Annotated in this window: 23 protein-coding genes; 16 read left to right on the forward strand and 7 right to left on the reverse strand. The window is 43.4% G+C overall.

Annotated elements, in window-relative coordinates:
• Positions 1 to 250 precede the first annotated feature (250 nt).
• Positions 251 to 1,057, forward strand: coding sequence for a formylglycine-generating enzyme family protein (locus ACI882_RS17065; RefSeq protein ID WP_411748571.1), 807 nt, complete (start codon positions 251 to 253; stop codon positions 1,055 to 1,057).
• Between the two features lie 259 nt (positions 1,058 to 1,316).
• Complete coding sequence (locus ACI882_RS17070) at positions 1,317 to 2,126, forward strand: formylglycine-generating enzyme family protein (RefSeq protein ID WP_411744276.1); 810 nt, start codon at positions 1,317 to 1,319, stop codon at positions 2,124 to 2,126.
• Between the two features lie 62 nt (positions 2,127 to 2,188).
• Here ACI882_RS17070 and ACI882_RS17075 read toward each other — a convergent pair whose 3' ends face one another.
• The 3 genes from ACI882_RS17075 to apbC all read right to left on the reverse strand — a co-directional run bounded on the left by ACI882_RS17075 (position 2,189) and on the right by apbC (position 8,765).
• Positions 2,189 to 5,008, reverse strand: a complete 2,820-nt coding sequence (locus tag ACI882_RS17075) for a hypothetical protein (protein ID WP_411744273.1) — start codon at positions 5,006 to 5,008, stop codon at positions 2,189 to 2,191.
• 17 nt (positions 5,009 to 5,025) lie between these two features.
• Entirely contained in the window at positions 5,026 to 7,476 is a 2,451-nt protein-coding gene (locus tag ACI882_RS17080) for a contractile injection system protein, VgrG/Pvc8 family (protein WP_411744274.1), read from the reverse strand.
• 488 nt (positions 7,477 to 7,964) lie between these two features.
• The gene (gene apbC, locus ACI882_RS17085) at positions 7,965 to 8,765 is read right to left on the reverse strand and encodes an iron-sulfur cluster carrier protein ApbC (RefSeq protein WP_411743364.1); all 801 of its coding nucleotides are present in this window, start codon (positions 8,763 to 8,765) and stop codon (positions 7,965 to 7,967) included.
• 191 nt (positions 8,766 to 8,956) lie between these two features.
• Here apbC and metG point away from each other — a divergent pair, with 191 nt between their 5' ends.
• From metG to ACI882_RS17130, 9 genes are all read left to right on the forward strand, one after another.
• Positions 8,957 to 11,032: a methionine--tRNA ligase gene (gene metG / locus ACI882_RS17090; RefSeq protein ID WP_411748569.1), complete on the forward strand. Its 2,076-nt coding sequence runs from the start codon at positions 8,957 to 8,959 to the stop codon at positions 11,030 to 11,032.
• A gap of 251 nt (positions 11,033 to 11,283) precedes the next feature.
• A complete protein-coding gene (rsxA, locus tag ACI882_RS17095; protein ID WP_411743366.1) occupies positions 11,284 to 11,865 on the forward strand; it encodes an electron transport complex subunit RsxA in 582 nt (193 codons plus the stop codon).
• A 2-nt stretch (positions 11,866 to 11,867) separates the two neighbouring features.
• Complete coding sequence (gene rsxB / locus ACI882_RS17100; protein WP_411743367.1) at positions 11,868 to 12,458, forward strand: electron transport complex subunit RsxB; 591 nt, start codon at positions 11,868 to 11,870, stop codon at positions 12,456 to 12,458.
• The gene (gene rsxC, locus ACI882_RS17105) at positions 12,455 to 14,074 is read left to right on the forward strand and encodes an electron transport complex subunit RsxC (protein ID WP_411743368.1); all 1,620 of its coding nucleotides are present in this window, start codon (positions 12,455 to 12,457) and stop codon (positions 14,072 to 14,074) included. Before rsxB ends, rsxC begins: the two co-directional genes overlap by 4 nt.
• The gene (locus tag ACI882_RS17110) at positions 14,074 to 15,096 is read left to right on the forward strand and encodes an RnfABCDGE type electron transport complex subunit D (protein WP_411743369.1); all 1,023 of its coding nucleotides are present in this window, start codon (positions 14,074 to 14,076) and stop codon (positions 15,094 to 15,096) included. Before rsxC ends, ACI882_RS17110 begins: the two co-directional genes overlap by 1 nt.
• Positions 15,093 to 15,785, forward strand: a complete 693-nt coding sequence (rsxG, locus tag ACI882_RS17115) for an electron transport complex subunit RsxG (RefSeq protein WP_411743370.1) — start codon at positions 15,093 to 15,095, stop codon at positions 15,783 to 15,785. The genes ACI882_RS17110 and rsxG overlap by 4 nt, the downstream gene beginning before the upstream one ends.
• Positions 15,782 to 16,492: an electron transport complex subunit E gene (locus tag ACI882_RS17120; protein WP_411743371.1), complete on the forward strand. Its 711-nt coding sequence runs from the start codon at positions 15,782 to 15,784 to the stop codon at positions 16,490 to 16,492. The genes rsxG and ACI882_RS17120 overlap by 4 nt, the downstream gene beginning before the upstream one ends.
• A 2-nt stretch (positions 16,493 to 16,494) precedes the next feature.
• Positions 16,495 to 17,130, forward strand: coding sequence for an endonuclease III (gene nth, locus ACI882_RS17125; protein WP_411743372.1), 636 nt, complete (start codon positions 16,495 to 16,497; stop codon positions 17,128 to 17,130).
• Positions 17,131 to 17,215: 85 nt separating this feature from the next.
• On the forward strand, positions 17,216 to 18,145 hold the full coding sequence (locus tag ACI882_RS17130) for a DegV family protein (protein ID WP_411743373.1): 930 nt from the start codon (positions 17,216 to 17,218) through the stop codon (positions 18,143 to 18,145).
• A gap of 183 nt (positions 18,146 to 18,328) precedes the next feature.
• Here ACI882_RS17130 and ACI882_RS17135 read toward each other — a convergent pair whose 3' ends face one another.
• From ACI882_RS17135 to ACI882_RS17145, 3 genes are all read right to left on the reverse strand, one after another.
• Positions 18,329 to 19,324: a DUF4062 domain-containing protein gene (locus tag ACI882_RS17135; RefSeq protein WP_411743374.1), complete on the reverse strand. Its 996-nt coding sequence runs from the start codon at positions 19,322 to 19,324 to the stop codon at positions 18,329 to 18,331.
• Positions 19,325 to 19,390: 66 nt separating this feature from the next.
• Positions 19,391 to 20,104 (reverse strand): NUDIX hydrolase, encoded by a 714-nt coding sequence (locus ACI882_RS17140; protein ID WP_411743375.1) that lies wholly within the window; start codon positions 20,102 to 20,104, stop codon positions 19,391 to 19,393.
• Entirely contained in the window at positions 20,052 to 20,918 is an 867-nt protein-coding gene (locus ACI882_RS17145) for an esterase/lipase family protein (protein WP_411746750.1), read from the reverse strand. Before ACI882_RS17145 ends, ACI882_RS17140 begins: the two co-directional genes overlap by 53 nt.
• Before the next feature lie 153 nt (positions 20,919 to 21,071).
• On the opposite strand from ACI882_RS17145, the gene ACI882_RS17150 reads away from it, so the two are divergent.
• Positions 21,072 to 21,434 carry a hypothetical protein gene (locus ACI882_RS17150; RefSeq protein WP_411743377.1) on the forward strand — a complete coding sequence of 121 codons (363 nt, stop codon included), beginning with the start codon at positions 21,072 to 21,074 and terminating at the stop codon, positions 21,432 to 21,434.
• A 107-nt stretch (positions 21,435 to 21,541) separates the two neighbouring features.
• Positions 21,542 to 22,324 (forward strand): hypothetical protein, encoded by a 783-nt coding sequence (locus tag ACI882_RS17155; protein WP_411743378.1) that lies wholly within the window; start codon positions 21,542 to 21,544, stop codon positions 22,322 to 22,324.
• Positions 22,325 to 22,424: 100 nt separating this feature from the next.
• Here ACI882_RS17155 and ACI882_RS17160 read toward each other — a convergent pair whose 3' ends face one another.
• A complete protein-coding gene (locus ACI882_RS17160) occupies positions 22,425 to 22,871 on the reverse strand; it encodes a hypothetical protein (RefSeq protein WP_411743379.1) in 447 nt (148 codons plus the stop codon).
• Between the two features lie 204 nt (positions 22,872 to 23,075).
• On the opposite strand from ACI882_RS17160, the gene ACI882_RS17165 reads away from it, so the two are divergent.
• From ACI882_RS17165 to ACI882_RS17175, 3 genes are all read left to right on the forward strand, one after another.
• Positions 23,076 to 23,240: a hypothetical protein gene (locus ACI882_RS17165; RefSeq protein ID WP_411743380.1), complete on the forward strand. Its 165-nt coding sequence runs from the start codon at positions 23,076 to 23,078 to the stop codon at positions 23,238 to 23,240.
• A gap of 287 nt (positions 23,241 to 23,527) precedes the next feature.
• Positions 23,528 to 24,763, forward strand: a complete 1,236-nt coding sequence (gene glgC / locus ACI882_RS17170) for a glucose-1-phosphate adenylyltransferase (RefSeq protein WP_411743381.1) — start codon at positions 23,528 to 23,530, stop codon at positions 24,761 to 24,763.
• Positions 24,750 to 25,616 (forward strand): glycogen synthase (locus ACI882_RS17175; protein WP_411748570.1); only part of this gene is annotated, 867 nt, incomplete at its 3' end. The genes glgC and ACI882_RS17175, both read left to right, overlap by 14 nt.

A 25,616-nucleotide genomic window follows, 5' to 3' on the forward strand; every position in this document is an offset into this window, starting at 1 on the left:
ATAGTGAGATCTAGGTGCTCCCTTCCATTTTTCTAATCTGCGATGTAGTACTCAAAAACTATGACCTCAACACACCAAATTTTTGATAAGCTCAATTGATATTTTCAGCATGGATGCAATGTGAATGTTTTGCCACCTAAATAAAGCCAGCCTACTTATATCTACTATTTTTTTAACGTTAACTGGCTGCCAATCTAACCCGAAACACTCCGCTGAAGTTGAAGCATTAATTCAACGTACGCTCGACAACATGGTTTTTGTTGAGGGTGGCAGTTTTATGATGGGAAATATTGGTTATGAGGTTCCTGAGTCTGACCCTGAGGGCGAATGGGTGACGATGGAAGATGGTCGGCAAAGTTATCGGAAGCCGTTTCCTGGGTGTAGCGATTCTTGTTATCCAACTCATAAGGTGACGTTGACTGGGTTTTATATTAATAAATTTGAGACGACGCTTGGCGAGTATGATGTTTATTCGAAAGAGAATGGCCTACCTTTGATTTATCCTAAGTATAGAGGTGACCCAGAGGGTTTCATACCTTCCAGCGCTATTTACCTTGGTGTAAATTGGTTTGATGCTGATAACTATTGCAAATGGCTTGCTGAGATAACTCAGCTTCCTTTTAATTTACCAACTGAAGCTCAATGGGAATATGCAGCACGCAGTCGAGGTAAAGCAGTTAGGTTTGCCACTGACAATGGAGAGCTTGAGCCAGGCCGAAATTATAGACCCCATTCTAGTCAGTTCGGTGCGTCAGCACTCATTGATCCTCCTGGGAAATACCCCCCAAACCCACTCGGAATTTACAATATGACTGGCAATGCCAATGAGTGGGTTAGGGATTGGTATCATGGATTGTATTATGAAATTTCACCTGAACTGAACCCTACTGGGCCGATAGATGAACACGAGTGGAGTTACAATAAAGTATCACGTGGCTTTGGAAGAGCAAACTCAAACTGGCAATCAAACCTAGTATTCAGGAGACTAGCTGATAGCCCAAAATATTGGAACAATGGATTTCGCTGCTCACTGGACAGCAACATTCGGTATCTATAACTATTAGCCATAGTGAGATCTAGGTGCTCCCTTCCATTTTTCTAATCTGCGATGTAGTACTCAAAAACTATGACCTCAACACACCAAATTTTTGATAAGCTCAATTGATATTTTCAGCATGGATGCAATGTGAATGATTTGCCACCTAAATAAAGCCAGCCTACTTAAATCTATTATTTTTTTAACCTTAACTGGCTGCCAATCTAACCCGAAACACTCCGCTGAAGTTGAAGCCTTAATACAACGCACTCTCGATAATATGGTTTTTGTTGAGGGTGGCAGCTTTATGATGGGGAATATTGGTTATGAGGTTCCTGAGTCTGACCCTGAGGGCGAATGGGTAACGATGGAGGATGGTCGGCAGAGTTTTCGGAAACCGTTTCCTGGGTGTAGCGATTCTTGCTATCCAATTCATAAGGTGACGTTAACTGGGTTTTATATTAATAAATTTGAGACGACGCTTGGCGAGTATGATGTTTATTCAAGAGCGAAGAATCTTCCGCTGATACAACCAAAACGCAGAGGTGATACTGGTAGCTACACGCCAAGTAGTGCAATCTACGTAGGAGTTAATTGGTATGATGCAGAAGGTTACTGCAAGTGGTTAGCGGATATTACGGATTTGCCAATTGACTTGCCTACTGAAGCGCAATGGGAATACGCTGCTCGCAGTCGAGGCAAAGCAGTTAGATTTGCTACTGACAATGGTGAGCTTGAACCTGGGCGTAATTACCGTCCATATACGGGGAATTCAGGCGCTTCAGGCCGCATTGATCCTCCTGGAATATATCCGTCCAACCCACTTGGCATATACAATATGACAGGCAATGCAAATGAATGGGTAAGAGATTGGTATCATGGTTTATATTATGAGATTTCCCCTGAACTGAATCCAACCGGCCCTATAGATGAACATGAGTGGAGTTACAATAAAGTATCACGTGGCTTTGGAAGAGCAAACTCAAACTGGCAATCAAACTTAGTATTCAGGAGACTAGCTGATAGCCCAAAATATTGGAACAATGGATTTCGCTGCTCAATAAACCATGATAAAAAAAACCGAGAGTAAATATTATTTTAAAAATATAAGCTACGTTTACCATGCAAGCCTTTACTCGTAGCTTTACCCCTCTAGCCACTTAAAGGATTTTGATTTAACTCTGGATTAAGGCATCCGCAATTAGACGGATTATCTAATCCATTCCACCATTTTCTAAGCCATCTTTCGTCCTCACTATCACTAAGGAAGTCAACTAGCTTTTGTTGCGCTAGTGCAGCGTCATCGCATTTCTTGCTTTCGCTTCGACCATTCACTGACTTACCGTGCATGTGTTCTAGCACCTCTTGAAATTCACGAACTGTTCTGACTCCAACCTGCAATAAATGTAAAACGGCTCGTTCTCTCTTTTCAGCAAAGCCTGAAATACTCAGCTCCTTAAGGAGATGTGCTGGTGAATTAACTAACACAAATAAAATCCGGCCTTTTACTTCAGGAGGCGCCAGAGATATTTCAACAGAGCTTTGCTCCAAACTATTGATTAACTTATCTATATCTTCGAATGAATCATTAGCATCGATAAAGTCATCTACGATGTTTTTTGTGTCGACAAATATGTTCACAGCTAGGTTTGCTGCCTCAAGCCCTATTTTCATTGTATTGCCTTGAAAATAATAACCGTTCTTAATTAACTCATAAGACCATGCAATGAAATGGTTATAAGCATCCTTCGCAAATATATCGACAAAACTAAAATCCACTTTCAGTAACTGCTCATGAACCAACTTAATAAAGGACCAGACGTTTTTCGCATCAACAGTAAACTCTATTTGCCCACCAGCGCCGTAACCAACACACAATGACGATTTGACTCTAACTAGAAAACGTTGAATATCTCGATCAAACCCTATCGTAAAGTCCGCCTCACCACCAATCCCCGCGTACCCACTAAGCATATACCCTACCGAACCCAAAGTATTAAAATCTGGTGTGGTTTTCTCCGGCTGGCTCCAATCTAAACTGCCTGTCAAACCAGCCTCTACTTTCGCGCCCGCAAAAGCTGATGCGTTTGCACTGGCGCTAGCTGGATTTCGACCTATCGTGAGTTGCCCCTTTTGTGAGTTCAATTCCAGTTTTGCAGCTAAACCTACAGTCAATCCTGCCCAGCCGCCAACTTGGCCTTCGAGTTGTAAGCGAAAACGTCCTAAGTCTAATGCCTCCGTTTCATTTTTAGCTACGGTTTCTACTAGTTCAAGCAATACAAACTCTACTCTGCGGTTTAGTCGAGTTTCACTTTCTGTATTTATCAAGGGCGTACTTTCGCCCAGTGCTACCATGTATTGTTGTGCGAACTCTTGTGGTATTAATAATGGCAAAATGAGTTTTACGCGTGCTAAATATCGTTCACAGTATGAAAAATACGCATGAATTAAAGCTTCATCTGAACTTAGGGAAGAATTTAAATTGATATTAGAATGGTTGGTAATCGCTTTTCTCATATATTCACGATGATGATCATTCCAATGTTTTTGATTAAATGAATTTAGCCAAATTTTGGCGTTACGGGTTAAAAGGCCATAAACCATTTGCGCTCTTCTTGCGCTGATTTTTTCATTATATTGCTTGGAACCAGTTAGACTTGCATGGCCGATAATTGAAAGCTTATAGCGATCATTGGTAAGTAATTTTTTAAGGATGCCAAAATGAGACAGCACGCTGGCGAGTTCGACAATATCTTCAAGAAATAGAAACTCAGAGTTAACGTCAAAGTGCAAACGCTCTGGTATACCATTGGTAAACTCAGCCCATTTTGAACTACGTCTTATTACTGGTACATTAGGTTTTACGTGAAAACCTCGATCATGGGGGAAGTAGACAGACCCCGTTAACTTACCTTCAGCTAACGCCACATCCATTTCAGCTTTAACTTCACCAGCCAAAACACCTTTTTTTAAATCAAATTCACCGGTTATACCTAACCCAGATTTCCAGCGCATTAGGTTCGCAGAAGCACTTGCATCGTAGTAAGCTGGCGGTGTTTGCTTTCGTCGAATTTTATCGACTAATCTAGATTTGGCTTCATTACTATTGCTACCAGATAAATCATTATAATTACGCCCTCGCATCGGGCTATCAGCCTCCCACAACTCTCCACACAATTTCTGTGCATGCCCAAAGTCTTGAAGTACTAACGGGTCGCTTTCTAACAGCTCTACTACCTTTTTTTTCTTAGCATCATGTTGACGCCAACTTATTTTTAACGTTTCATTCAGAGTAGTTATATAATCATCTAAGCTTTCTAATTTTTCCTCAAACAGCTCTGCCAATATTGGAGAAAATGCTCCTGCTAAATGCTTAGTCGAAAACTGTCCTGATTCTGATATTATTTCTAACTTAATATTGGCAACGGCCTGCGAAAACGCATCTTTGAATGCATTATCGTTTAAAGTGCCGTCTTCATTTTTTAGCCTAGCCACATCATCTGGGCTAACGTTATCATCGACAAGAAAGTAGAAGTTTCTTGATTTATTGGGATCTTGAAGGTTTATAATTTTACCGGGGGCATAGTAGATATCTCGACTGCTATGGATGCGATGTATTTCCATCCATGCTGTATCGTCTAATCCAGAACCTGACATAACCGATGAAATTGACTTATCAACCTTTGCTTTAACAGCATCAACTTTATTTTTGGCGGCTTTATCGTTTGGATTTTTACTGAATTGATTCTGTGCATCTATTAATTCACGGATAAGGTCATTGTACTGATCAGATATCGATACTATTTGGTCTAGTTCAGACTGGCTAACCGCCATTAATGCATTCATGTTTGGCACATAAAACACATCGGCTAGCTTCGCTTGCTCGACTATCATGTCAGCGCGTTCGGTTTGGCTAGAAGGTAGACCTTGATGTATGCTTTTAGATTGAAAGATTTGTGTTTGAGTACTCACGCTAAAGGTATCCTTACCTATTTGTGTAAATGTTTTTCCAGTGACAAACGATAAGGCCCGCTTGCTACATTAATGAAGTTTGCTTGTCCGTCTTGTATTACGGTTTGATGATGCTCGCCATCGGCAGAGTTTAACCACGCAACTGATCCATCGTTTAACTGCTCGCCGGTATCGGTATTAAGTTGTACTTTTACATCCATATTAATTTGTAAATACTCAGACCAATTGGATATAATGTTGTCGCGTACGGCTCGAACTCTTAGATAATAAGGAGAAATATTGTCGTGTTCAGTGTAACTCTGGGTTTCACTTAAAGCTTTTGGAGCACGCCATAAAATATTATTGATACCAAATCCAAGCTCAATACTCTGCTCTACTACTTCCAATTTTTGGAATGTTCCATCTGGGTTAATCTGTTCAATTTCTAGTTGAATTACTGAGTTATCGTCAAATCCTTGCACCGATATACGGATATCGACAGCTTGGCTCAGTTTTATGAATTCTTTTTGCCATGAAATATGGCGTATGGCTGGTGTTTTATCGCTGACTAGTGGCTCAAGATCATCCAGCGTAGATAAGTCTACCTCATTCAGGCTTTCGGGTTGATTTTCGCCACCAATGTCATAGGCGACATCACCACTAAAATTAACGCTACCTGATGAACCATCTATGGTAATTTGGCTGCCAAATAATTTTATATTTCCTTGACCATCAATTTTAAAACCGCCTGTGCCGTTGGTTAGGGTTATATCGCCCTGCCCTGTTCCTTTTATTTGAATATCGTTACTTGCTTGTATCCCGTAACTACCTTGGTTTATTTTTACTACTTGGCTTGCCTGGCTACTAACCGTAGAGGTTTGTTCACTTTGAATATGAATTTTCCCTTGATTAGTTTTTACAGATATCTCACCTTTAGCTGATTGACCAATATCTTTTCTTGCCTGCAAAGCACCTACGTTTTCAGCCTGCCATTGTTGAGTACTTTCACTTTCGAAGTGTATTGCGTGTTCGGCCTTTAAATGGTGATCGCCTGCGGATTGTTGATTGTAATTAGTTTGCGCAACCCATTGCTGAAGTGCTTTTGATGAAAGTTTTATCATGCCGTATTGTGATGCCAATGAGATGTAGTGCTGTGCTTCTTCGGCATTCATCTCAAACGACACTTGACCATCAAGACTTTGCAATAAAACGGAAGGCAGTGCATCGTCGAAACAAAGCTCATTTTTAGCGGGTGTCACAATACGGTATTGACTGCTGTTTTTCTGAGTAACCGGACCTTGCTGAGTTTGCTGTGGTGCAAAACCTAACACACAAAGTCTATTCGGGTCGTTATTGAGAAGGCTGACTAACACCCTACTTTGATCTATTAACGGGAAGTGCCACCCAGTTGGCAGCGCGGTATTCGCCTGTGCGAATGGCACCATACGTTCAATCGCTGGGCTAGCCATGCCATGGGCAAGTTGCTCAGTATTATTATGTGAAAATTCCATACGCAGTTGGTAGCGACCTTGCTCATCTATCTGAGCATAATCGAAGTTACTTTCTATTGTTGCGGGAAAAATAGATGGAAAACTGGGAAGCTCGGGTTTAGTGGGCGTGTAATTTGATCTACGACGAATGAGTAAAGCACTAACGTTCAGTTGTAATCCTAATTGTGGAGACCGCCCTTCGTATGCTTCGCCTCGGTGCTGTAGCGTCGTCACGGTAAGCGCATCGTTATCTCGATTTTCTCGCCACTCAAGTGGTACGGTAAGACTATAACCCACCGCTAAGGTGGGCCAACAACCCGAGAGTTGCCAGGTTTCTTTAACATCGTCATCGTTAGTTTCGTTATGATCCCATTGAGCTATTAACGGAGAATCAACACCATTCATCACTGCTTTGCGTTGCTGCTCATCACCAATAATATTCGCCAAAAACTGGGTTTCTACCAGACTATTGGCAATGTATATTTGCTCATCATGGCCATCACTAGCAAACCAAAAGAAACAATTAAGTTCAGCTAATAGACGCTGAAAAAAACTTAACTGAGCCTCTTGTGCTTGCAAAACAGACGGTTCTAATTCTGTTTCAGAACTATTTCCCAACCAATGAATTTGATCTGCCCCATAGCCTAGCTCTTGCAATAGTTGATCAATGATTTCTCGACGTGACTTGCCTAAGAATAAGCGCGTATTAGAATAGTGAGCACCCAATGCAAGAATGGGTTTCAGTGTAAGGGTGCAATCATTTAAGTCGTATGTGGAATGAGTTATTTGACCCGTCACATATCGATGATCACCAAGTGCGTTCGTAAACACCAGTGTCGCACTCTGCCCCATAAGTTCAGACGCAACAAAAAGGAAGTCTGCTCGATCAAGTGTTATTTCAAATTGAAATGGAGTGGAAAGCTTTTCATAGCCCGCATAACGCTTAACAAAAAAAGTTCGGCCACCGAACTGGCACTGCAGCACAGAGTTTAAATTCATGATCATCCCTTAACGAACACCAGACATCCTTGAATGGTGCGAAAATATTCAACGCCGTAATGGTAACAGGGAAATGGATGGCGACATTCAAACTTGGTCACAATTTTGAGATCGACTTGCCGATTAGTTCTTAGCTGCGGGCTGCAAGTAAGGGTGGAGAAGAACGGTGCCCATTGGGCATCCGCGAGCTGCAAGCTTCAAGCTGCTAGTAAGGTCAAAAGAAAGAGGCAGCTGCCCTTACTAACAGTTACCGTCAAACCCGTCCTTGCGCTCCGGTATGAATTTAAGCCGTTCATAACAACTCGCTTCGCTCAAACAGTCATTCACTTTTAAATTCAAACCCTCACCCAAGGCCTAGCCTAAAGTGGCTTATCTTTATGTTTTGACCTTACCCGAAGCCCGAAGCCCGAAGCCCGAAGCCCGAAGCCAAAAACAATATTTTACTTTTGCCCTTACTTGCAGCTATAAACTTGCAGCTCTCCCTTGCCTCAACTAAAGGTAATAACTGGGCCTTGGTCGTCTTCTGTATTTTCTAGTTCGCTGACAACATTGCTGGCTATTTCTAGGTAGTAATCGCGGTTTTTAGAGTTTGAACTGGCAACTACGGTTGGTATGCCGTTGTCGGTTTCGGTTCGAATGGCTATGTCTAGTGGGAGTTGGCCTAACAGGGTTGCGCCGTATTCGTTGGCTAGTTTTTGGCCGCCTTGCTCTCCGAATATGTGTTCTTCGTGGCCACAGTTACTACAAATGTGTATGGCCATGTTTTCTACGATACCCAGGACCGGTACTTTGACTTTTTGGAACATCTCGATGCCCTTCTTGGCATCTAGCAAGGCTAAATCTTGCGGGGTGGTGACGATGACTGCACCATCAACTTTAGCTTTTTGGGCAAGTGTTAATTGAATATCACCGGTGCCGGGTGGCATATCAATGACTAAGTAATCTAAATTATCCCAGCGAGTTTGGGTCAGAATTTGCTGTAGCGCGCCAGAGGCCATTGGGCCACGCCATACCATGGGGGTTTTATCGGTCACTAAGTAGGCCATCGACATGGTTTGTAAGCCATGCGCCATCACGGGTTCAAAGAAGTTTTCCTTTTGAACCTTCGGCTTAGTGCCTTCAGCTACGCCTAACATTAAACCGACTGAAGGGCCGTAAATATCAGCATCTAGCAAGCCAACGTTATGGCCTTGTGATTTCAACGCCAAGGCTAAGTTCACAGCGGTGGTACTTTTACCGACGCCGCCTTTGCCTGACGCTACGGCAATAATACGCTTTACGTTTTCCATGTTTAATACCCAAACAACCAATTTACCTTCCTATATAAGGGTAAACCGTTCGAATGCAAGAACAACTCAGGGCGGTTTAAGGTGAGTCAACATTGTCATTGCTTTGAAATTCAGTAGAATCAGCACTTCGGCTTAAAAAACCCATCATTTCGGATTTTTTTCATCCTTAACTAATAGGACAGCACAAACCCATGAGCGATTCACGCAATATTCTAGTCACCAGCGCCCTTCCCTATGCCAACGGTCAGCTTCACCTTGGTCATATGATGGAACAAATTCAAACTGACATTTGGGTGCGGTTTCAAAAGAGTATGGGAAATACATGCTATTACGTGTGTGCCGATGACACCCATGGCACTGCGGTTATGTTACGTGCAGAAAAAGAAGGCATGACGGCTGAGCAGTGGATAGAAAAGATGCACGCCGACCATGTTGCCGATTCTCAAGGCTTTTTGATTGGGCATGACAACTACTACAGCACTCACTCACCAGAAAACAAAGAGCTTTCTGAACTGATTTATGGGCGTTTAAAAGAAAATGGTCACATTAAAGTCAAGACCATACGCCAGCTATATGACCCGGTCAAAGAGATGTTCCTTGCTGATCGTTTCGTGAAAGGTACTTGTCCAAAATGTAAGGCTGAAGACCAGTATGGTGATGCCTGTGAAGTCTGTAGTGCTACATACGAACCAAACGAGCTAATTAACCCTAAATCTGCTTATTCGGGTGCGACGCCCATTGAAAAAGATTCAGAGCACTATTTTTTTGACTTACCTCAATTCCAAGACTTTCTGCAAAAATGGACACGCTCTGGCACTTTGCAAGACAGCGTCGCCAACAAACTTTCAGAGTGGCTAGATTCTGGTTTGAAAGCATGGGATATCAGCCGTGATGCACCCTACTTTGGTTTCGAAATTCCCGGTACCACCGGCAAGTACTTTTACGTTTGGCTAGATGCCCCAATTGGCTACATGGCCAGTTTTAAAAACCTTTGTGATCGCACCGAAGGGTTGGAGTTTGACGATTTTTGGGCCAAAGACGCCAAGGCCGAGCTGTACCATTTTATTGGTAAAGACATCATAAACTTTCACGCTCTATTTTGGCCAGCAACGCTATCAAGTGCCAACTTCAAGACTCCTGATGGTGTTTTTGCGCATGGTTATGTCACCGTCAATGGTGAGAAAATGTCCAAATCGCGCGGTACCTTCATTATGGCGCAAAGCTATTTGAAATTTTTAAACCCAGAATACCTGCGTTATTACTATGCAGCAAAACTCGGCTCGGGTGTTGAAGATATAGATTTAAATCTTGAAGATTTTGCTCAACGCGTCAATACCGATTTAGTCAACAAAGTCGTTAACATTGCTAGCCGTTGTGCGGGCTTTGTGAAGAAAGCCGGCGGGCAACTTTCAGCTAATATTGCTGAGCCAGAAATGCTAAAAGAGTTTATTGCCGCCGGCAGTACCATTGCCGACTTATATGAAAAGCGTGAATACAGCAAAGCCGTGCGTGAAACCATTGCCCTTGCTGACCGCGCCAATGAATATATTCAGGCCAAAGCGCCTTGGTCGATGGCGAAAGAAGAAGGCAAAGATCAAGAGGTACTCGATGTTTGTTCAATGGGCATTCACCTATTCCGCATCATTGCGATTTACCTAGGGCCAATATTGCCAGACCTAAACAGCAAGGTTTGCACCTTTTTGAATGTTGAAACACTTAACTTCACAGACCGTACTACTGTGCTGACCGAACACAGCATCAATAAATTCAAGCCGTTACTCACGCGCATCGAAATGACTCAAATAGAGCAACTTATCGAAGCCAGCAAAGAAGACGCCGCCATTGAAACCGGCAAGAAGCCCGAAGTAAAAGCGGTCGCAGAGAAAAAGGTAGAGCCAAAACAGCAACAAAAGAAAGCCGACAAGCCAGCCAGTACTGACGGCACCATAGAATTCGATGATTTCGCCAAAATAGACCTACGCATCGCAAAAGTCACCGCCGCCGATCACGTTGAAGGCGCCGATAAGCTACTGCAACTGCAATTAGATGTCGGCAACGGCGAAACACGCCAAGTATTCTCTGGCATAAAAAGTCATTACCAGCCAAAAGACCTAGTCGGCAAAAACGTTGTACTGGTTTATAACCTAAAGCCAAGAAAAATGCGCTTCGGCATAAGCGAAGGCATGGTACTAGCCGCAAGTGAAGGCGAAGGGTTGTGGATAATGGAAGGTGATGAAGAAATAGCGCCAGGAACGAAGGTTTCTTAAGGGCGGTTTTAGGCTGCGGGCTTTGGGCTGCGGGTAAAGTCAAAACAAGGTCAACGGCTTGCAGCTATTTCCATCTTTTGACCCTACTTGCAGCTTGCAGCTTTTAACTCGCGGACTGCCCCTCGGGGCAGCCGTTCTGCTTTTCAAGCCTCATATTCCAAAATACCATAAAAACACCTGCATTTACCTCTTGTTTGATATAACAATTATTACGATAATAGCGCCCGTATTTTTACGCGTAACATGCCCTAATGAGTGATTATATTCTTCTGTTGGTCGGTACGGTGTTGGTTAACAACTTCGTGCTGGTGCAGTTTCTTGGTTTATGCCCTTTTATGGGGGTGTCGAACAAGCTTGAGACGGCGGTGGGTATGTCGGCGGCTACAACTTTTGTGTTGACGCTTTCGAGTGTTGCCAGTTACGTGGTGTATACCTATTTACTTGAGCCGCTTGGCTTAATCTATTTAAAAACCATCAGCTTTATTTTAGTGATTGCCTTTATGGTGCAGTTTACGGAAATGTTGGTGCGTAAAACCAGCCCTTTGTTGTACCGTGTGTTAGGTATTTTTTTACCGCTTATTACCACTAACTGCGCTGTACTGGGTGTCGCGTTACTCAACATCAGTAAGCAAAATTCTTTAATCGAAAGCTTTTTATATGGTTTTGGGGCTGCTCTGGGCTTTTCTTTGGTATTGGTCTTGTTTGCTGCCATGCGTGAGCGCATTAACCTTGCAGATGTGCCGAAACCATTTAAAGGCGCGGCCATCGGATTAATATCTGCTGGCATTATGTCTCTCGCCTTTATGGGCTTTGCTGGATTGGTGGCCGGTTAATCATGATAACAGCTGTTGTAACCTTACTCATTTTAGCCGCTATTTTCGGAGCATTACTCGGCTTTGCTGCTGTGCGCTTTAAGCCTGAAGGCAACCCCATTGTTGATGAGATTGATAATATATTGCCACAAACACAGTGCGGTCAATGTGGTCATCCTGGCTGTCGCCCATACGCCGAAGGCATTGCCAATGGCGAAGATATCAATAAATGTCCTCCCGGCGGTGAATCAACTATTCAGGCCTTAGCCGATTTACTCGATGTAGAGCCAATGCCGCTCGATGCCGAACACGGTGTCGAAAAAACGAAAATGATCGCCGTTATCCGCGAAGCTGAATGCATAGGCTGTACAAAGTGTATTCAAGCTTGTCCGGTTGATGCCATTTTAGGTGCCGCGAAGCAAATGCACTCCGTCATCGAAAGTGAATGCACCGGCTGCGATTTATGTGTTGAACCCTGCCCGGTCGATTGTATTGATATGGTGCCAGTCGCCGTTACGCCGAACAACTGGCATGTCGATAAACCCCTTAGCTTGGCTGAGATTATCGCGACCGACAAACCAACTCCTTCGAGTAAAAAAGGTGAAGCCGCATGAGTCAATCAGCAATTATTGCTCGCAGCAGTGTTTGGTCAATTCCAGGGGGCATTCACCCAGAACAACACAAGTTAGAATCGAACCAAACGGCAATAGAAGCTATTCCAGTGCCGGCGCAGCTTTGGCTACCATTGAGCATGCACATTGGTACAGAAGCCATTCCTATTGTTCAAGCGGGAGATACGGTTCGCAAAGGCCAAGTAATTGCCAAGGCACAACCGGGTATTTCAGCCAATATTCACGCACCAACCTCTGGTCGTATTCTGGGCATTGCAGACCATTGTTTTGCCCATGAGTCAGATTTGCCGCGCTTAGCCATTCACCTTGAAGCCGACGGCCAAGATGCATGGCGTGACCAAGAGCCGTGGCCGAATTGGCAAGGAAAAACAAAAGAAGAAATACTCGTTCGAGTTCGCGAAGGCGGTATTGCTGGCATGGGTGGCGCAGGCTTCCCAACCGATGTTAAATACCGTAATAAGCACACCCCCATACATACCCTGCTGATAAACGCAGCTGAGTGCGAACCTTACATCACCTCTGATGACCGCTTAATGCAAGAACGCGCAGTGGAAATCTTAAAAGGTGCGCAAATATCAAAATGGTTGCTCGATGCCCAAACCATCATCATTGGTATTGAAGACAACAAACCCGAAGCCATAAGTGCCTTAGAAGCTGCCGCCAATACCTTGGCTTTTGAAATTGCCATTGCGGTTGTACCTACTAAATACCCTTCTGGCGGAGAGCGACAACTCATTCAATTGACCACCGGTGAAGAAGTCCCGCACGGCGGCTTACCTAGTGATTTGGGTGTGCTGTGCCAAAACGTGGGCACTCTATACCAACTGTATAGAACGGTCGTGTTCGATGAGCCATTAATCTCTCGCATTACCACCGTAACGGGCAAAGCCGTTAAAAAGCCAGGTAACTATGAAGTATTGATTGGCACCAGCATGAAAACGGTTTTGGAGCATGCTGAAACAAACCTAAAAGAAGCCGACCGTATTATTATGGGAGGCCCAATGATGGGCTTTGCCCTACCAAACATTGAAGCGCCCCTGCTAAAAACCACCAACTGCTTATTGGCACCTACGGCTAAAGAATTACCAGCACCCATGCTGGATAACCCATGTATCCGCTGTGGAATGTGCGAGCAAGCCTGCCCAGTCGGGCTATTACCACAACAGATGCTTTGGGCAGCTAAAAATCGCGAACTCGATGCGGCGGAACTGCATAACTTGAACGATTGCATAGAATGTGGCGCTTGCGCATACGTTTGCCCCAGCCGAATTCCTTTGGTGCATTACTACCGCTACGCCAAAGGTGAGCTGCGTCAAGAAGCAGCTGACAACGCGCAAAGTGAACGTGCTCGAATGCGCTTTGAAGCACGTCAAGAACGCCTTGAACGTGAAAAAACTGAAAAAGAAGTACGCCGAAAAGCACGAGCAGAAGCCGCAGCTAAAGCGTTAGCGGCAAAGCAAGCTCAGCAAGAAGCAACTGATTCAGGCGCAACCGTTGCAGCAAAAGACCCAAGTGACGACCCAATAAAAGCAGCCTTAGAACGTTCAGCCGCAAAGCGGAAAGCAAAAGCCGATGCCACCCCGAAGGAAACGGAATAATGATGCCAATTTCATCACCACACACCATTGGCCAAAACAGCGTCAGCAAAGTAATGATGACGGTGTTTGCTGCCTTAATTCCCGGCATACTTTGTTTAATTTATTACTTTAGCGTCGGCTATGCCATCAACTTAGTATTATTGCTTATCACCACCTTGACCGTTGAAGCGTTAGTCTTATGGCTTCGCAAGCGACCAATTATGTTCTTCTTAAAAGACGGCTCGATTATTGTTACCGCTGCCCTTTTAGCAGTTGCTTTACCGCCACTTGCACCTTGGTGGTTGACTGTCATTGCGGGTGCTATTGCCGTGCTGTTTGGTAAGCATCTTTTTGGTGGCTTAGGGCAAAACCCTTTTAACCCGGCCATGGTGGCGTACGCCATGGTGCTTATTTCATTACCGGTTTTTATGACCACTCGTTGGGCTGATATTGATAACCCAAGCGGCTTGTTTGACAGCTTAACCATAATTTTTGGCTTTGCCGCTGATCAAATAGATGGCTTTACTGGCGCCACTCCACTCGACTACTACAAGCTTAATATAGAGCGACTAACCTCGGAAGAAGTCTATACAAGCCCATTATTTGAGAACTGGGGTGCCAGCGGTTGGACACCTGTTAACATCGCCTTTTTATTGGGCGGTATTTTATTATGGTACAAAAAGATCATCACTTGGCATATTCCGCTCTCGCTATTAGGTGCGCTTGCGCTAATGGCAGTCTTATTCAGTACTGATGCTGACCTGAAAGTGCCATTTACCTTACATTTGCTGGCAGGTTCAACCATGTTGGCGGCATTTTTTATTGCCACCGACCCAGTCTCTGCCGCGACCAGTAATAAAGGTAAGTTAATATTTGGCGCTGGAATTGGTATTTTAATATATTTGATACGCACTTGGGGTAACTACCCCGATGCCACGGCTTTCGCCATTTTATTGATGAACTTTGCGGCCCCACTGATTGACCACTACACTCGGCCACGCGTTTACGGCCACAAAACAGCAGTTAAAGGATTCAAAAAATGAATGATGCCGATAACGATACAAACACCGTCACTATGGCGCAGTCTATTCGTAAAGCGTCTATCGGCTTAGCCATCTTTGCCTTATTTACAGCGGGTATTATTGCTGTTACACAAACTATGACGGCACCGGCTATTGTGATAAATGAAAAAGCATTCGAAGCAAGGTTGTTATTGTCCTTATTACCACCAGAGACTCAGGCCGATGATATTTTAGACAGCGCTCAACCGTTTCAAGCTGCTGGCATAGAAAACACCTTACTGCTGAATGTTGAACCTGAACAAGTGTTCTACCAAGTCGTCAACGAACATAACCAAGTTGAAAGTATTATATTGCCTGTTATCGCGCCCGATGGTTACACAGAAGGTATTCGCTTAATTGTCGGCATGACGAACCAAGGCATTATTACCGGTGTTCGTGTGACGAAACACAAAGAAACTCCCGGACTTGGCGACCAAATTGAACTTGAAAAATCACAATGGATACTCAACTTTGATCAATCTAGCTTAATGAACCCCATGGAAACTGGCTGGAAAGTGAAGAAAGACGGTGGTGCTTTTGATCAAATGACTGGGGCGACTATTACCCCTCGTGCTATTGTTAAAGCGGTCTATAAAGCATTGCTTTTCTTCGAGCAGCAACAAAGCCTACTACTAACACCCAAAGTAACTACTGAGGAGGCTAACGCGTGACTACGTCTGTTAAAACCATTGCAAGTAATGGCCTATGGTCTAATAACGCTGCCTTAGTTCAGATTCTTGGTTTATGCCCTCTTTTAGCGGTCACTGGCACAGTCGTCAACGCGCTTGGCCTTGGTCTTGCTACCATGGTGGTTTTAGTTGGCTCTAACGTAGCGGTATCCTTGATTCGTAATTACGTGCCCGATGCCATTCGGCTTCCCGCCTTCGTCATGATTATCGCTTCTTTCACAACCTGCGCAGAATTACTCATGCAGGCTTATACCTATGAGTTGTATCAGGTGCTGGGGATTTTCATTCCGTTGATTGTCACCAACTGCACAATACTTGGCCGCGCAGAAGCCTTTGCCCGCAAAAACGCCTTACTTCCGTCGCTATTAGATGGTGTGTTTATGTCTTTAGGTTTTCTAGCAGTTTTATTAGTACTTGGCGCTTTGCGTGAAATTATTGGCCAAGGTACGCTTTTTACTAACATGCACCTCATTTTTGGCGAAGCCGCACGTGATTGGCAAGTCGTTTTGTTTCCAAACTATGTTGATTTCTTATTTGCTGTACTGCCGCCGGGTGCCTTTGTGGGTCTTGGCTTAATTATCGCGGTTAAAAACTTAATAGATGACAAACAAGAGCAAAAACGTTTAGCCAACGCAGAAAAAATTACCGCCGGTAGCAAGCGAGTACGGGTGACTGGAACCATAGCCTAACCATGAATAAAGCCATTCGCACCGAAATATTCACGCGTTTTAGGGAGCAAAACCCAAGCCCTAAAACCGAGTTGAATTACAACTCTCCGTTTGAGTTACTTGTTGCCGTGGTGCTATCTGCACAGTCAACAGACAAAGGGGTCAACAAAGCCACCGATCGGCTTTATCCCGTTGCCAATACACCTGAAGCTATTTACGCTTTAGGCGTCGATGGCTTAAAAGACTACATTAAGACAATAGGCCTGTTCAACACCAAAGCAGAAAACGTCAATAAGCTCTGTAAAATGCTTATAGAATTGCACAACAGTGAAGTACCTGAATCTCGAGAAGCCCTAGAAGCGTTGCCCGGAGTGGGCCGTAAAACGGCCAATGTGGTCTTAAATACAGCCTTTGGTCAGCCTACCATGGCCGTTGATACGCATATTTTCAGAGTCAGTAACCGCACCAAAATCGCACCAGGCAAAAATGTCATTGAAGTTGAAAAGCGCCTCGTTCGGCTGGTTCCGGAGGAATTTTTACTTGATGCCCACCATTGGTTGATCTTGCACGGTCGCTATACTTGCGTCGCCCGTAAGCCAAAATGCGGCAGCTGCATCATAGAAGACCTTTGTGAATATAAAGAGAAATTGACGGATTAACCGTTAATAAGCGTCATTCACACTTCTAACAAGTTAGTGGTATGATTAAAGTTCGCATTAAAAAACTAAACTGACTTGGACCTTTATGAAAAACGTTGGCTTTGTTGTAACTGCCAGTTGTGACCTTCCTGCATCAATGCTAGCTAACTACAAAGTTACTGTTCTGCCAGTTGAAGTCTCAAGCGCTCAAGGGGTAAAGGTCTCAAACCGCACTATATCTGAACTTTCACAGTTTTATGCTGAACCACAACCAGTATTTAGTGAAAAAATAGGCATCTCACGTCAGGCTTTTATTGATGTCATTTGCGATAAACTTATTTACGAGTTTGATCATTTAATTATTTTGGCGCCCGATGAAAGTTTTAGTTCCTGCTTACATATTGTCCGTGAAGCACTGTTCGAATTTCATCATGAAATCAAACAACTACGTGCCCAAGCCAGTATATTTTTACCTTTTAAAGTTCGAGTCGTTGAATCGCGTCAAATACTGACTGGCTATGGCGTCAGTTTATATGAAGCACTACGCTTACGTCATGAAAAAGCACAAAATGCAGATCAAGTGAAACAACATCTTGATGAGTTTAAAACCAATATTAAAACCTTTATGCTGCCTGGGTTAAAGCACCCTGAATTAGTTCGCTCACCTTTTCGTTTATCTTGGTTAGAATTAAAAAAGTTAAAAATCTCCGGAAAACATCCAATCCTGTACTTTCACCCCGATGAAGTCACCATCGGCCGCATGATCGACTCAAAAGACCGGCATATAAATTTTTTTGATTTTTTATACGAGCAATTAAGTCATTCAAAATTAACCAATCACATTGTCAATATCAGCTTTGCTGGTTCATTATCACAACTGAGAATTTTACAGGGTTTTGATGATTTTCATGCCGATGTAAAAGAAAAAGGCGGTAAGTTAGTTCACTCTATGATGAGCCAAACTGCTGCCTCTAGCTTAGGCAATGGTGCTATTAGCGTGAGCTTTGCTTGTGAGCCACGCAAGGCTATGTTCTAGCCGCTGTTGTCCTATAAATATCTCACAGTTTAGGCTAGGTTCAGCGGCCCATCGCTTGAAATTTCGGTCGCCATAAACCCCTCCATGGGGCTTGATTGAAACATCCATGTTTCAAACACCCGAATTCCAAGCAATGGACCGCTTCTGAAATATCGGTCGCCAGTGAAGTTCTAGCTACTTTGATTATCGACGCCCTTGCTGCATTAAGGCTAGGGTTTCAGCTGCTTGGGTTAGGCGCCAACGGCCATTACCATCGAAATCTATTGCTCCGATAAGCCTTAAACGTTTTTTTAATGCATCGAGACTATCTTGGCCAATTTTGACATCAGAGACAGCGTGACTGCCCTTCCATTGTTTCTTAGCCTCTATCAAAACATCTGCCTGTAGTTTTCCAGCGAGTAGTGTTTGAATTCGAGCTTCCGTAATAGGTGATAATAGTGCAGCTGAAAGCCAATCAAATACATCTCTAATATCGTAGTTCAACTCACCTGAAAACTGTTTTAAACGGCCTTCTCGGAAGGCATTACAGTTAAATTTGGCTAGCCATGGGCCAGCTTCGACGTCAAAATCAAGAGAGGGTCCTGAGGAACTGTGCGCTACTTTTTCAATACGTCGCTTTAATTGATCTATTTGAGATTTGAGCTTGCCAATAATATCGTGATCTACTCGTTTTGAGTCTGACGTGTTTGTCATCTGATCGATTTTCACCCAGCCAACCGATGGATGGTTTTCTTGAGCGAGCTCCAAACCACGCTCTACGGCATCACGTAACTCATCGCCATTGGACCAATAAAAAATTGACCCGGTTTTTAATGAGCTAATAAAACCTTCGCGCCTTTTTTGATCAAACTGATCGGTTTCTATTGTACGACTACCGTTATAGACAAAACTAACGATGGGTTTACGCATTGCTTGAGCAGTTGCATAAACTTGATGTAGGTTACTAGTGCCTTTTTCGGTGATAGGGCCATATTCTTTACCAATGAGTATAAATAGATAATCGGCATCGTTTAGGCATTGATTGTTTAATTTTAACAAATAATTTGCAGGCATCGAGGGAAACGACAACCCAACAGGGATTCCGCTTTGGCCAACAATGGCTTCATAGATAATTTTTCGTTCGGTTTCTAAATGGCGCTCTAGAGAAGCGACCATAACCATCATGCGGTTATTTTGCATAGTATAAATACAGCCAATGCCAAGTTCCTTTCGTCAACAAATTTTAGCATAGCCTTGTCATAACGACTAGCGCCTATATTTTTCTGACTCAGTAAAGGGCGGCAATGGCCATTCGGTTCCTTCCATTAAATTAATAAACTCCAGCAAGATCATTGCTGTCAAACCCCAAATATGTCTTCCTTGGTAATGAAAGTGTGGTACCTGGATAGCAATACCGTGTCTTTCGAATGGGATTAGTTCGGGTGTTGTTTGTGCAAAAAATTGCCATGGCACACTGAAGATATCGGCAATTTCATCAGGGTTGGCAATGCTGTTTGTTGCGTCGTTTAACGTCGCTAAAACAGGGTGAACCAATACGCCATTTTTTGACAATGCCGTCGACAAACGACCATGGATGTGAAATTGATTTGGCGTTAAGTTAATTTCTTCGTGTGTCTCTCTAAGCGCAGCATCTTCTATGCCGTTGTCGTAACACTCGACCATGCCGCCCGGAAAAGAAACGTCTCCGGGATGGCTCTTTAAATGTGCAGCACGAACCGTCAGCAAAATTGCGGGCTCAGGTTGCAATACAACAGGGATCAATACGGCTGCATGTTTTAGCTCGGTATGCATCAACGTTGGCGTAAAGGTTCGCATCTGCTGTTGGATTTTAATGTGGAAATTATCATTGTTCATGTACCAAGAATGGCACAATCCTATTAAAAATGTCGTATCTTTTACGACATTTTTAGCCAAGCTCGGTAAATATGCACTGGTGTAATTGCCAGTCGACAACGGCAAACAAATGCCCCTTACCAACCTCTTCAATTGTCTTATGACCATAGCAAGCGTTATTCGCTGGCATCACGATGGTGTCATTTGTTGACCAAATTGCGGTGAATGGTCGATCTACTAACTGAGCTTCTGCTATTTCTAGGCTTTGCAGCCAGTCGCAGCCTGGGGCCATTTGCTTAGCACTTCTTGAACCAAGCTTTTCAATGTAACCTGCCAATAAAGTGCCTTTATGCGGAGAATGTACGGTTATCAGCCGAAATGGATTAGTGCTTAGGTTCGCCAAACAATATCGAGCGGCTAATCCACCCATACTAAAGGCAACAACACTGATGTCGACAGAGGGCCTCTCCTGCTCAACCTGTTTAAGCTCTGTATTTAAATTATCAGCTAAGACATTGAGAGATCCAAACAAGGCGGTCATTTCGACGAACGAAGTGGTATAGCCACGCCGCTCTAATCGACGAGCTAAAGGTGACCACATACCGGCATTACAAAAAAAACCATGCACTAAAATCACGTGCTTTTGCCCCACCGGGATATCTGTCTCGTGCCAGTTTTTTGGTAACAACTGCAAACCCATAAACAACAATACAAAAGCCCACCACTCACCAAGCCATAACAGCAACCACTGCTTAGTATTTAAAACCTGTGAGTTCAAGTAAAAACTGGTGTAAGCAGACAAAGCCCCAATGGCGACAAAGCGAAGCAACAACATGCTTGCAACCGCCCATGTTAAGTCACCGATTATCCAATATAAAAGGCCCGCTTCAGCCAATAACCAAGCCCACAGTGCCAATCTAACGGTGAGTAAGTTTCTCAAGTTGTTTGCCATTCGATAATATTCTCGCTTTTTAAGTGTTGAGTAACTATTGCGGTATGAACTGAGGTTGAAATATATATTTGAGCTTGCCATAACAACTGTATAAATGTACAGTTAACTTTCATTAATCAGCCAACCTATCGAGAGATTAATATGAATTATAAAACACTAGGAGAGCAGATGGCGAACGCCGCTAAAGAAATGCTGAAACTCAATGCAAAATTAGATTCTGTTCTTGAAAAATTAGTAGAAACCGAATCACTGTCAGAATTGAAAGAATCAGTGAAAGCACTACTCGATGCCGATCAATGGGACGAAGCTAAGCTAAAAGTGATCGAAGGCTCTAAAATCTCTGAAAAGCATATTAAATTGGTCGCTGAAGAAGAATCTCTTAGACTGTCACTGGATGCAATTCGCCAACAAATGATCGATTTATCTCAAAATGGTGCCAGTGATGACGCAGATACGGCCAGCGAAGCATCGGAAACGCCTGCTTTGAACGTTGTTAACGGCTAATTTTTTGTTTTTAAAGAAATAACTCGTTTTTTTACCATTCGCTGTTCACTTTTTATGAGCGCAGCCGCTAAACTCTTATGTATTAGTATAATGAGTTTAGCTTGCGCATGAATAGTACGACAACCATCATTGCAGTCTTAATCATTGCTGTTTTTTCAGCAATTATCATTGCCATGATGGTATCTCAAGCACGTCACAAGGCTCTTGAAGCCAAAAACCATCGCACGCGAACGCTTGCCATGCAGAAAAAGCGACTCAATAATTTGCTTCGTTCATTGCCGCCTAGCTACTTATCTACTGAGCTACGTGACTTTTTATACCAGGCTATTTTACAAAATCTAAAATCTCAAGCGGCCTTGCTTCCTGAGAAAGATGACCTCATAAAAGATGAGATATCCGAGTTAGCCGCTGAACGAGAGCGAGTAAAAACACACCCTATAACGGGGCAAACTACCCTTCTCTCAGCAGACCAAACCAGCGTTTATCGAGGTTTACTCAAATCCCTGTCTCAATTTGTTCGCGGAAACTACCAAACGGGCCGCCTAAATAAACCCCATGCTGAAAAAATGCTTACCCAGATTGACGTAAAGCTAGATGAAACGGCAATCGAGTTTTTTGAGCTCAGCGCCAAATCATTTTTGCAACAAAACAAGTTCCGTGAGGCAAAAAATGCTTACCAAAAAGCTTTAAGCACAATTGAAGAGTCAAAACACCAAGAACAGTTTCAACAACAAAATTTAGTTCTTCGAAATAGTTTAAACAAGCTTATCGAGGACTGGCGATCGTCAAGAGAAGACTTTTCTAAGAAAAATGCAGAGAGACTCGCAGGCCAAGTAGGTGAAATGGTCATAGAGGAAGACAGCTGGAAAAAGAAACAATCCTATGACTAATTACTGCTGCCCTATAAATATCTCACCGTTTACGCAGGGTTCAACGGCCTACGGCTTAAAATTCCGGTCGCCGTAAACCCGTCCATGAGAGCTTGATTTGTTATTGTCGCTCGTTTCGAGGTTGAACAGTAAACTCTATTGGCGCCGTCAATGACATGGTCACTAAGCTATCTACTGTGACATTGTAAACACTACAGCTAGTGTCAGCACACTGACCCTGTAAGGCAACTTCACCCATAGGAATGGTTTCTAATACTTCCTGTTCTGGGCCAATGCAGATCATTTTACCTGCAGAAAAGTTTGCTTGGCCTGCATCTAGTGTCACAAGCACCGACCACAAACACTGTTCAAGGGCTTGGATATCACCTTTCGCTTCACTGAAAACTTCCGGTTTTACTGTAATTAGGCCACTTTGCTCAATTTGCTGATCAAATAAAGCATGGGCAGTTATTTCTTTTACTGATGCTTGATAGACGACATCGGCCGCAAAACCCGAAACACTAAGCCCTAGGCTGACTATCAATGCGGAAACCATTTTTTTGGTCATTCACTTAACCTTCTGTCAGTAATTTTACGGCGTGTATAATAACAGAATTAACCCATTGCTAAACATCGTTTATTAGTAAATGTTTGATTAGGCGCAGCTATTAACTTGCCATGCAATGTTAACCTTGATTGATCAGAAATATCACTTTGAAACAATCTCTATGTTGCGTATCCTAAATGTTAACGAAGCTATAGTTAAAGTGTTATGAATATTCGACTTTTTATTTTTTTGGCCATTGTCCTAATCTTAGTTGCATTGGCAGTTATGTTTGAGTTAAAGCGCGATGATCCGTGGGATTCAGATGTCTTTTTTAGTGAATTAAATCATTTACCTAACATGGAATCGAGTAACGAAACTACTAACGTCTAAATGGCTCTTTAGCAAAAAAGTTTTAGAATGATTGGATCAAAAAATCTCACAGCTTACGTAAGGTTCAGCAGCCCACAGCTTGAAATTTCGGCCCCCATAAACCCATCCATGGGGGCTTGATTGAAACATCCATGTTTCAAACACCCGAATTCCAAGCAATGGGACGCATCTAAACTATGGGACAACAGTGTATTTGTCTTAATAATTTTTTATATCCACTGCATCATAAAGTGCGGTGGTAGTAAGGTTCGGTTTAATTAATGTCCAACTTTAAATAGGGAATTTAAATGGCTGGTATTCTTTCTATGATTCTAGCGGGCGGTGAAGGTACGAGACTTGCACCTTTAACTTCTGTTCGCGCAAAACCTGCGGTTCCATTCGGCGGTAACTATCGTATTATCGATTTTGTTCTAAACAACTTCGTCAACTCAGACTTATTGCAAATATTTGTGTTGACGCAATTTAAGTCTCACTCTTTAAATAAACATATGAGTCGTCGCTGGCAAATTTCTGGTTTGACCAACCGTTTTATCGATAGCATTCCGGCGCAAATGCAAATGGGAAAGCACTGGTATCAAGGCACGGCCGATGCAATTTATCAAAACGTTTCGCTTATTGAGGGCTTAGACCCCGAAATAGTATGCGTTTTTGGTGGAGATCACATCTATAAGATGGATGTTCGTCAAATGATTGATTTTCACCGCAGTCATGACAATGCAAAATTAACTATTGCTGCTATTCCCGTACCGGTGGATCAAGCAGATCAATTCGGGATAATTGAGATTGATGAACACAACCGAATGATTGGCTTCCAAGAAAAACCGAAAGAAAACGCCAAAACAATTCCTGGGCGGCCTGGTTATGTTCTGGCTTCAATGGGCAACTATGTGTTCGATTCATCTACTTTGGTAAGTTCACTCAAGGAAGATGCCGAAGATATCGACTCTTTGCATGATTTTGGCCACAACATTATTCCAAAACTGCAGCCTAGCGGCGATGTCTATGTTTATGACTTTTCTACTAACCACATTCGTGGCGAGCCAGATGGCACTAACGGGTATTGGCGAGACGTTGGCACCATAGATTCACTCTATGAAGCTAATATGGATTTATTAGAAATCACCCCACCGATAGACCTGTACAACAAACATTGGCCAATGCGCAGCTACCACCCGGCTGTACCGCCAGCTAAGTTTGTTCACGACTTAGAAGACCGCATGGGCCATGCCATTAGTTCAATTGTTTCTGCTGGTTCAATTGTTTCTGGTAGCACCGTGCATCATTCAATTTTAGGATATAATACGCATATTCACAGTCACACCTACATTGATGATTCTGTTCTTATGGGTAATACCGACGTAGGGCGTAATTGCCGCATACGTAATGCTATAATCGATAAAGATGTGACTATCGCCCCGGGCACTATCATTGGCGAAGACGCAGATTTCGACCGGTCACGGTTTCATATTTCGCCTAACGGCACAATTGTCATCCCGAAAGGAGCTCGCGTTGGTTTCGAATAACCGCCCGCTTAAAATTCTGTTCATCGCATCAGAAGTTGAAGGCCTCGTCAAAACAGGAGGGCTAGCCGATGTGGCTTATGCTCTCCCAAAAGCCTTGTTGGCTGCGGGACATGATGTACGTATTGTTATGCCCGCTTACCAGAAGACTCAAGAAACTTGGCAAGCATGGCCATCAGAACTAAGGATGTTAAAACTCAGTGAGTTTTATTCCAGCAAGATTCGCTTCCGTTCTGGTGAGCATGAAGATATACCCATGATAGCCATAGAACACCCTGAAAGCTTCGCTCGCAATGGCATCTATGACGATGGTAATCATGGTTTTGACGACAACGCCAAGCGCTTTGGCGTGCTATCTAAATCAGCACTGTATTGGTGTAAACACGCTAGCTGGCAGCCAGATATTGTACATGGCAATGATTGGCAATCGGCTTTGGCTATTTTCTATTTAGCTGAACACTATAAACACGATGAGTTTTTTGCTAATACTCGTTCGGTATTGTCTCTGCATAACGCGGCATACCAAGGTCACGCATCAGATAAATGGTTACAAACCGTCGGCATTCATGAAAAGTTCTTTAACTTAGATGATTTTGAAGACCACGGACACCTGAATTTACTCAAAGGCGCTTTGAGCTTTGCTGACAGCGTATGCACCGTTAGTCCTGGTTATGCATCAGAGCTACTCACCCCTGAAGGTGGACATGGTATTTACTTTAAGTTTCAGCAGCTCGACCAATTAACAGGCATCCTAAACGGCTGTGATTATAGCCAATGGGACCCTGAAAACGACCCATGGCTGGCACACCATTACGCGAGCCCTGAAGATTCCGGTAAGGCTGAAAATAAGGCTGCA

It is taken from the genome of Reinekea sp. (assembly GCF_046710285.1).
Taxonomy (GTDB): domain Bacteria; phylum Pseudomonadota; class Gammaproteobacteria; order Pseudomonadales; family Natronospirillaceae; genus Reinekea.

What these genes read in the sequence shown, in the direction of transcription:
- ACI882_RS17150 (WP_411743377.1), top strand. Translation starts at nt 21,072, where the DNA reads ATGAATTATAAAACACTAGGAGAGCAGATGGCGAACGCCGCTAAAGAA.
- ACI882_RS17155 (WP_411743378.1), top strand. Translation starts at nt 21,542, where the DNA reads ATGAATAGTACGACAACCATCATTGCAGTCTTAATCATTGCTGTTTTT.
- ACI882_RS17080 (WP_411744274.1), bottom strand. Translation starts at nt 7,476, where the DNA reads ATGAATTTAAACTCTGTGCTGCAGTGCCAGTTCGGTGGCCGAACTTTT.
- ACI882_RS17065 (WP_411748571.1), top strand. Translation starts at nt 251, where the DNA reads ATGGTTTTTGTTGAGGGTGGCAGTTTTATGATGGGAAATATTGGTTAT.
- rsxG (WP_411743370.1), top strand. Translation starts at nt 15,093, where the DNA reads ATGAATGATGCCGATAACGATACAAACACCGTCACTATGGCGCAGTCT.
- ACI882_RS17160 (WP_411743379.1), bottom strand. Translation starts at nt 22,871, where the DNA reads ATGACCAAAAAAATGGTTTCCGCATTGATAGTCAGCCTAGGGCTTAGT.
- rsxC (WP_411743368.1), top strand. Translation starts at nt 12,455, where the DNA reads ATGAGTCAATCAGCAATTATTGCTCGCAGCAGTGTTTGGTCAATTCCA.
- ACI882_RS17070 (WP_411744276.1), top strand. Translation starts at nt 1,317, where the DNA reads ATGGTTTTTGTTGAGGGTGGCAGCTTTATGATGGGGAATATTGGTTAT.
- apbC (WP_411743364.1), bottom strand. Translation starts at nt 8,765, where the DNA reads ATGGAAAACGTAAAGCGTATTATTGCCGTAGCGTCAGGCAAAGGCGGC.
- glgC (WP_411743381.1), top strand. Translation starts at nt 23,528, where the DNA reads ATGGCTGGTATTCTTTCTATGATTCTAGCGGGCGGTGAAGGTACGAGA.
- metG (WP_411748569.1), top strand. Translation starts at nt 8,957, where the DNA reads ATGAGCGATTCACGCAATATTCTAGTCACCAGCGCCCTTCCCTATGCC.
- nth (WP_411743372.1), top strand. Translation starts at nt 16,495, where the DNA reads ATGAATAAAGCCATTCGCACCGAAATATTCACGCGTTTTAGGGAGCAA.
- rsxA (WP_411743366.1), top strand. Translation starts at nt 11,284, where the DNA reads ATGAGTGATTATATTCTTCTGTTGGTCGGTACGGTGTTGGTTAACAAC.
- ACI882_RS17130 (WP_411743373.1), top strand. Translation starts at nt 17,216, where the DNA reads ATGAAAAACGTTGGCTTTGTTGTAACTGCCAGTTGTGACCTTCCTGCA.
- ACI882_RS17165 (WP_411743380.1), top strand. Translation starts at nt 23,076, where the DNA reads ATGAATATTCGACTTTTTATTTTTTTGGCCATTGTCCTAATCTTAGTT.
- ACI882_RS17135 (WP_411743374.1), bottom strand. Translation starts at nt 19,324, where the DNA reads ATGCAAAATAACCGCATGATGGTTATGGTCGCTTCTCTAGAGCGCCAT.
- ACI882_RS17110 (WP_411743369.1), top strand. Translation starts at nt 14,074, where the DNA reads ATGATGCCAATTTCATCACCACACACCATTGGCCAAAACAGCGTCAGC.
- rsxB (WP_411743367.1), top strand. Translation starts at nt 11,868, where the DNA reads ATGATAACAGCTGTTGTAACCTTACTCATTTTAGCCGCTATTTTCGGA.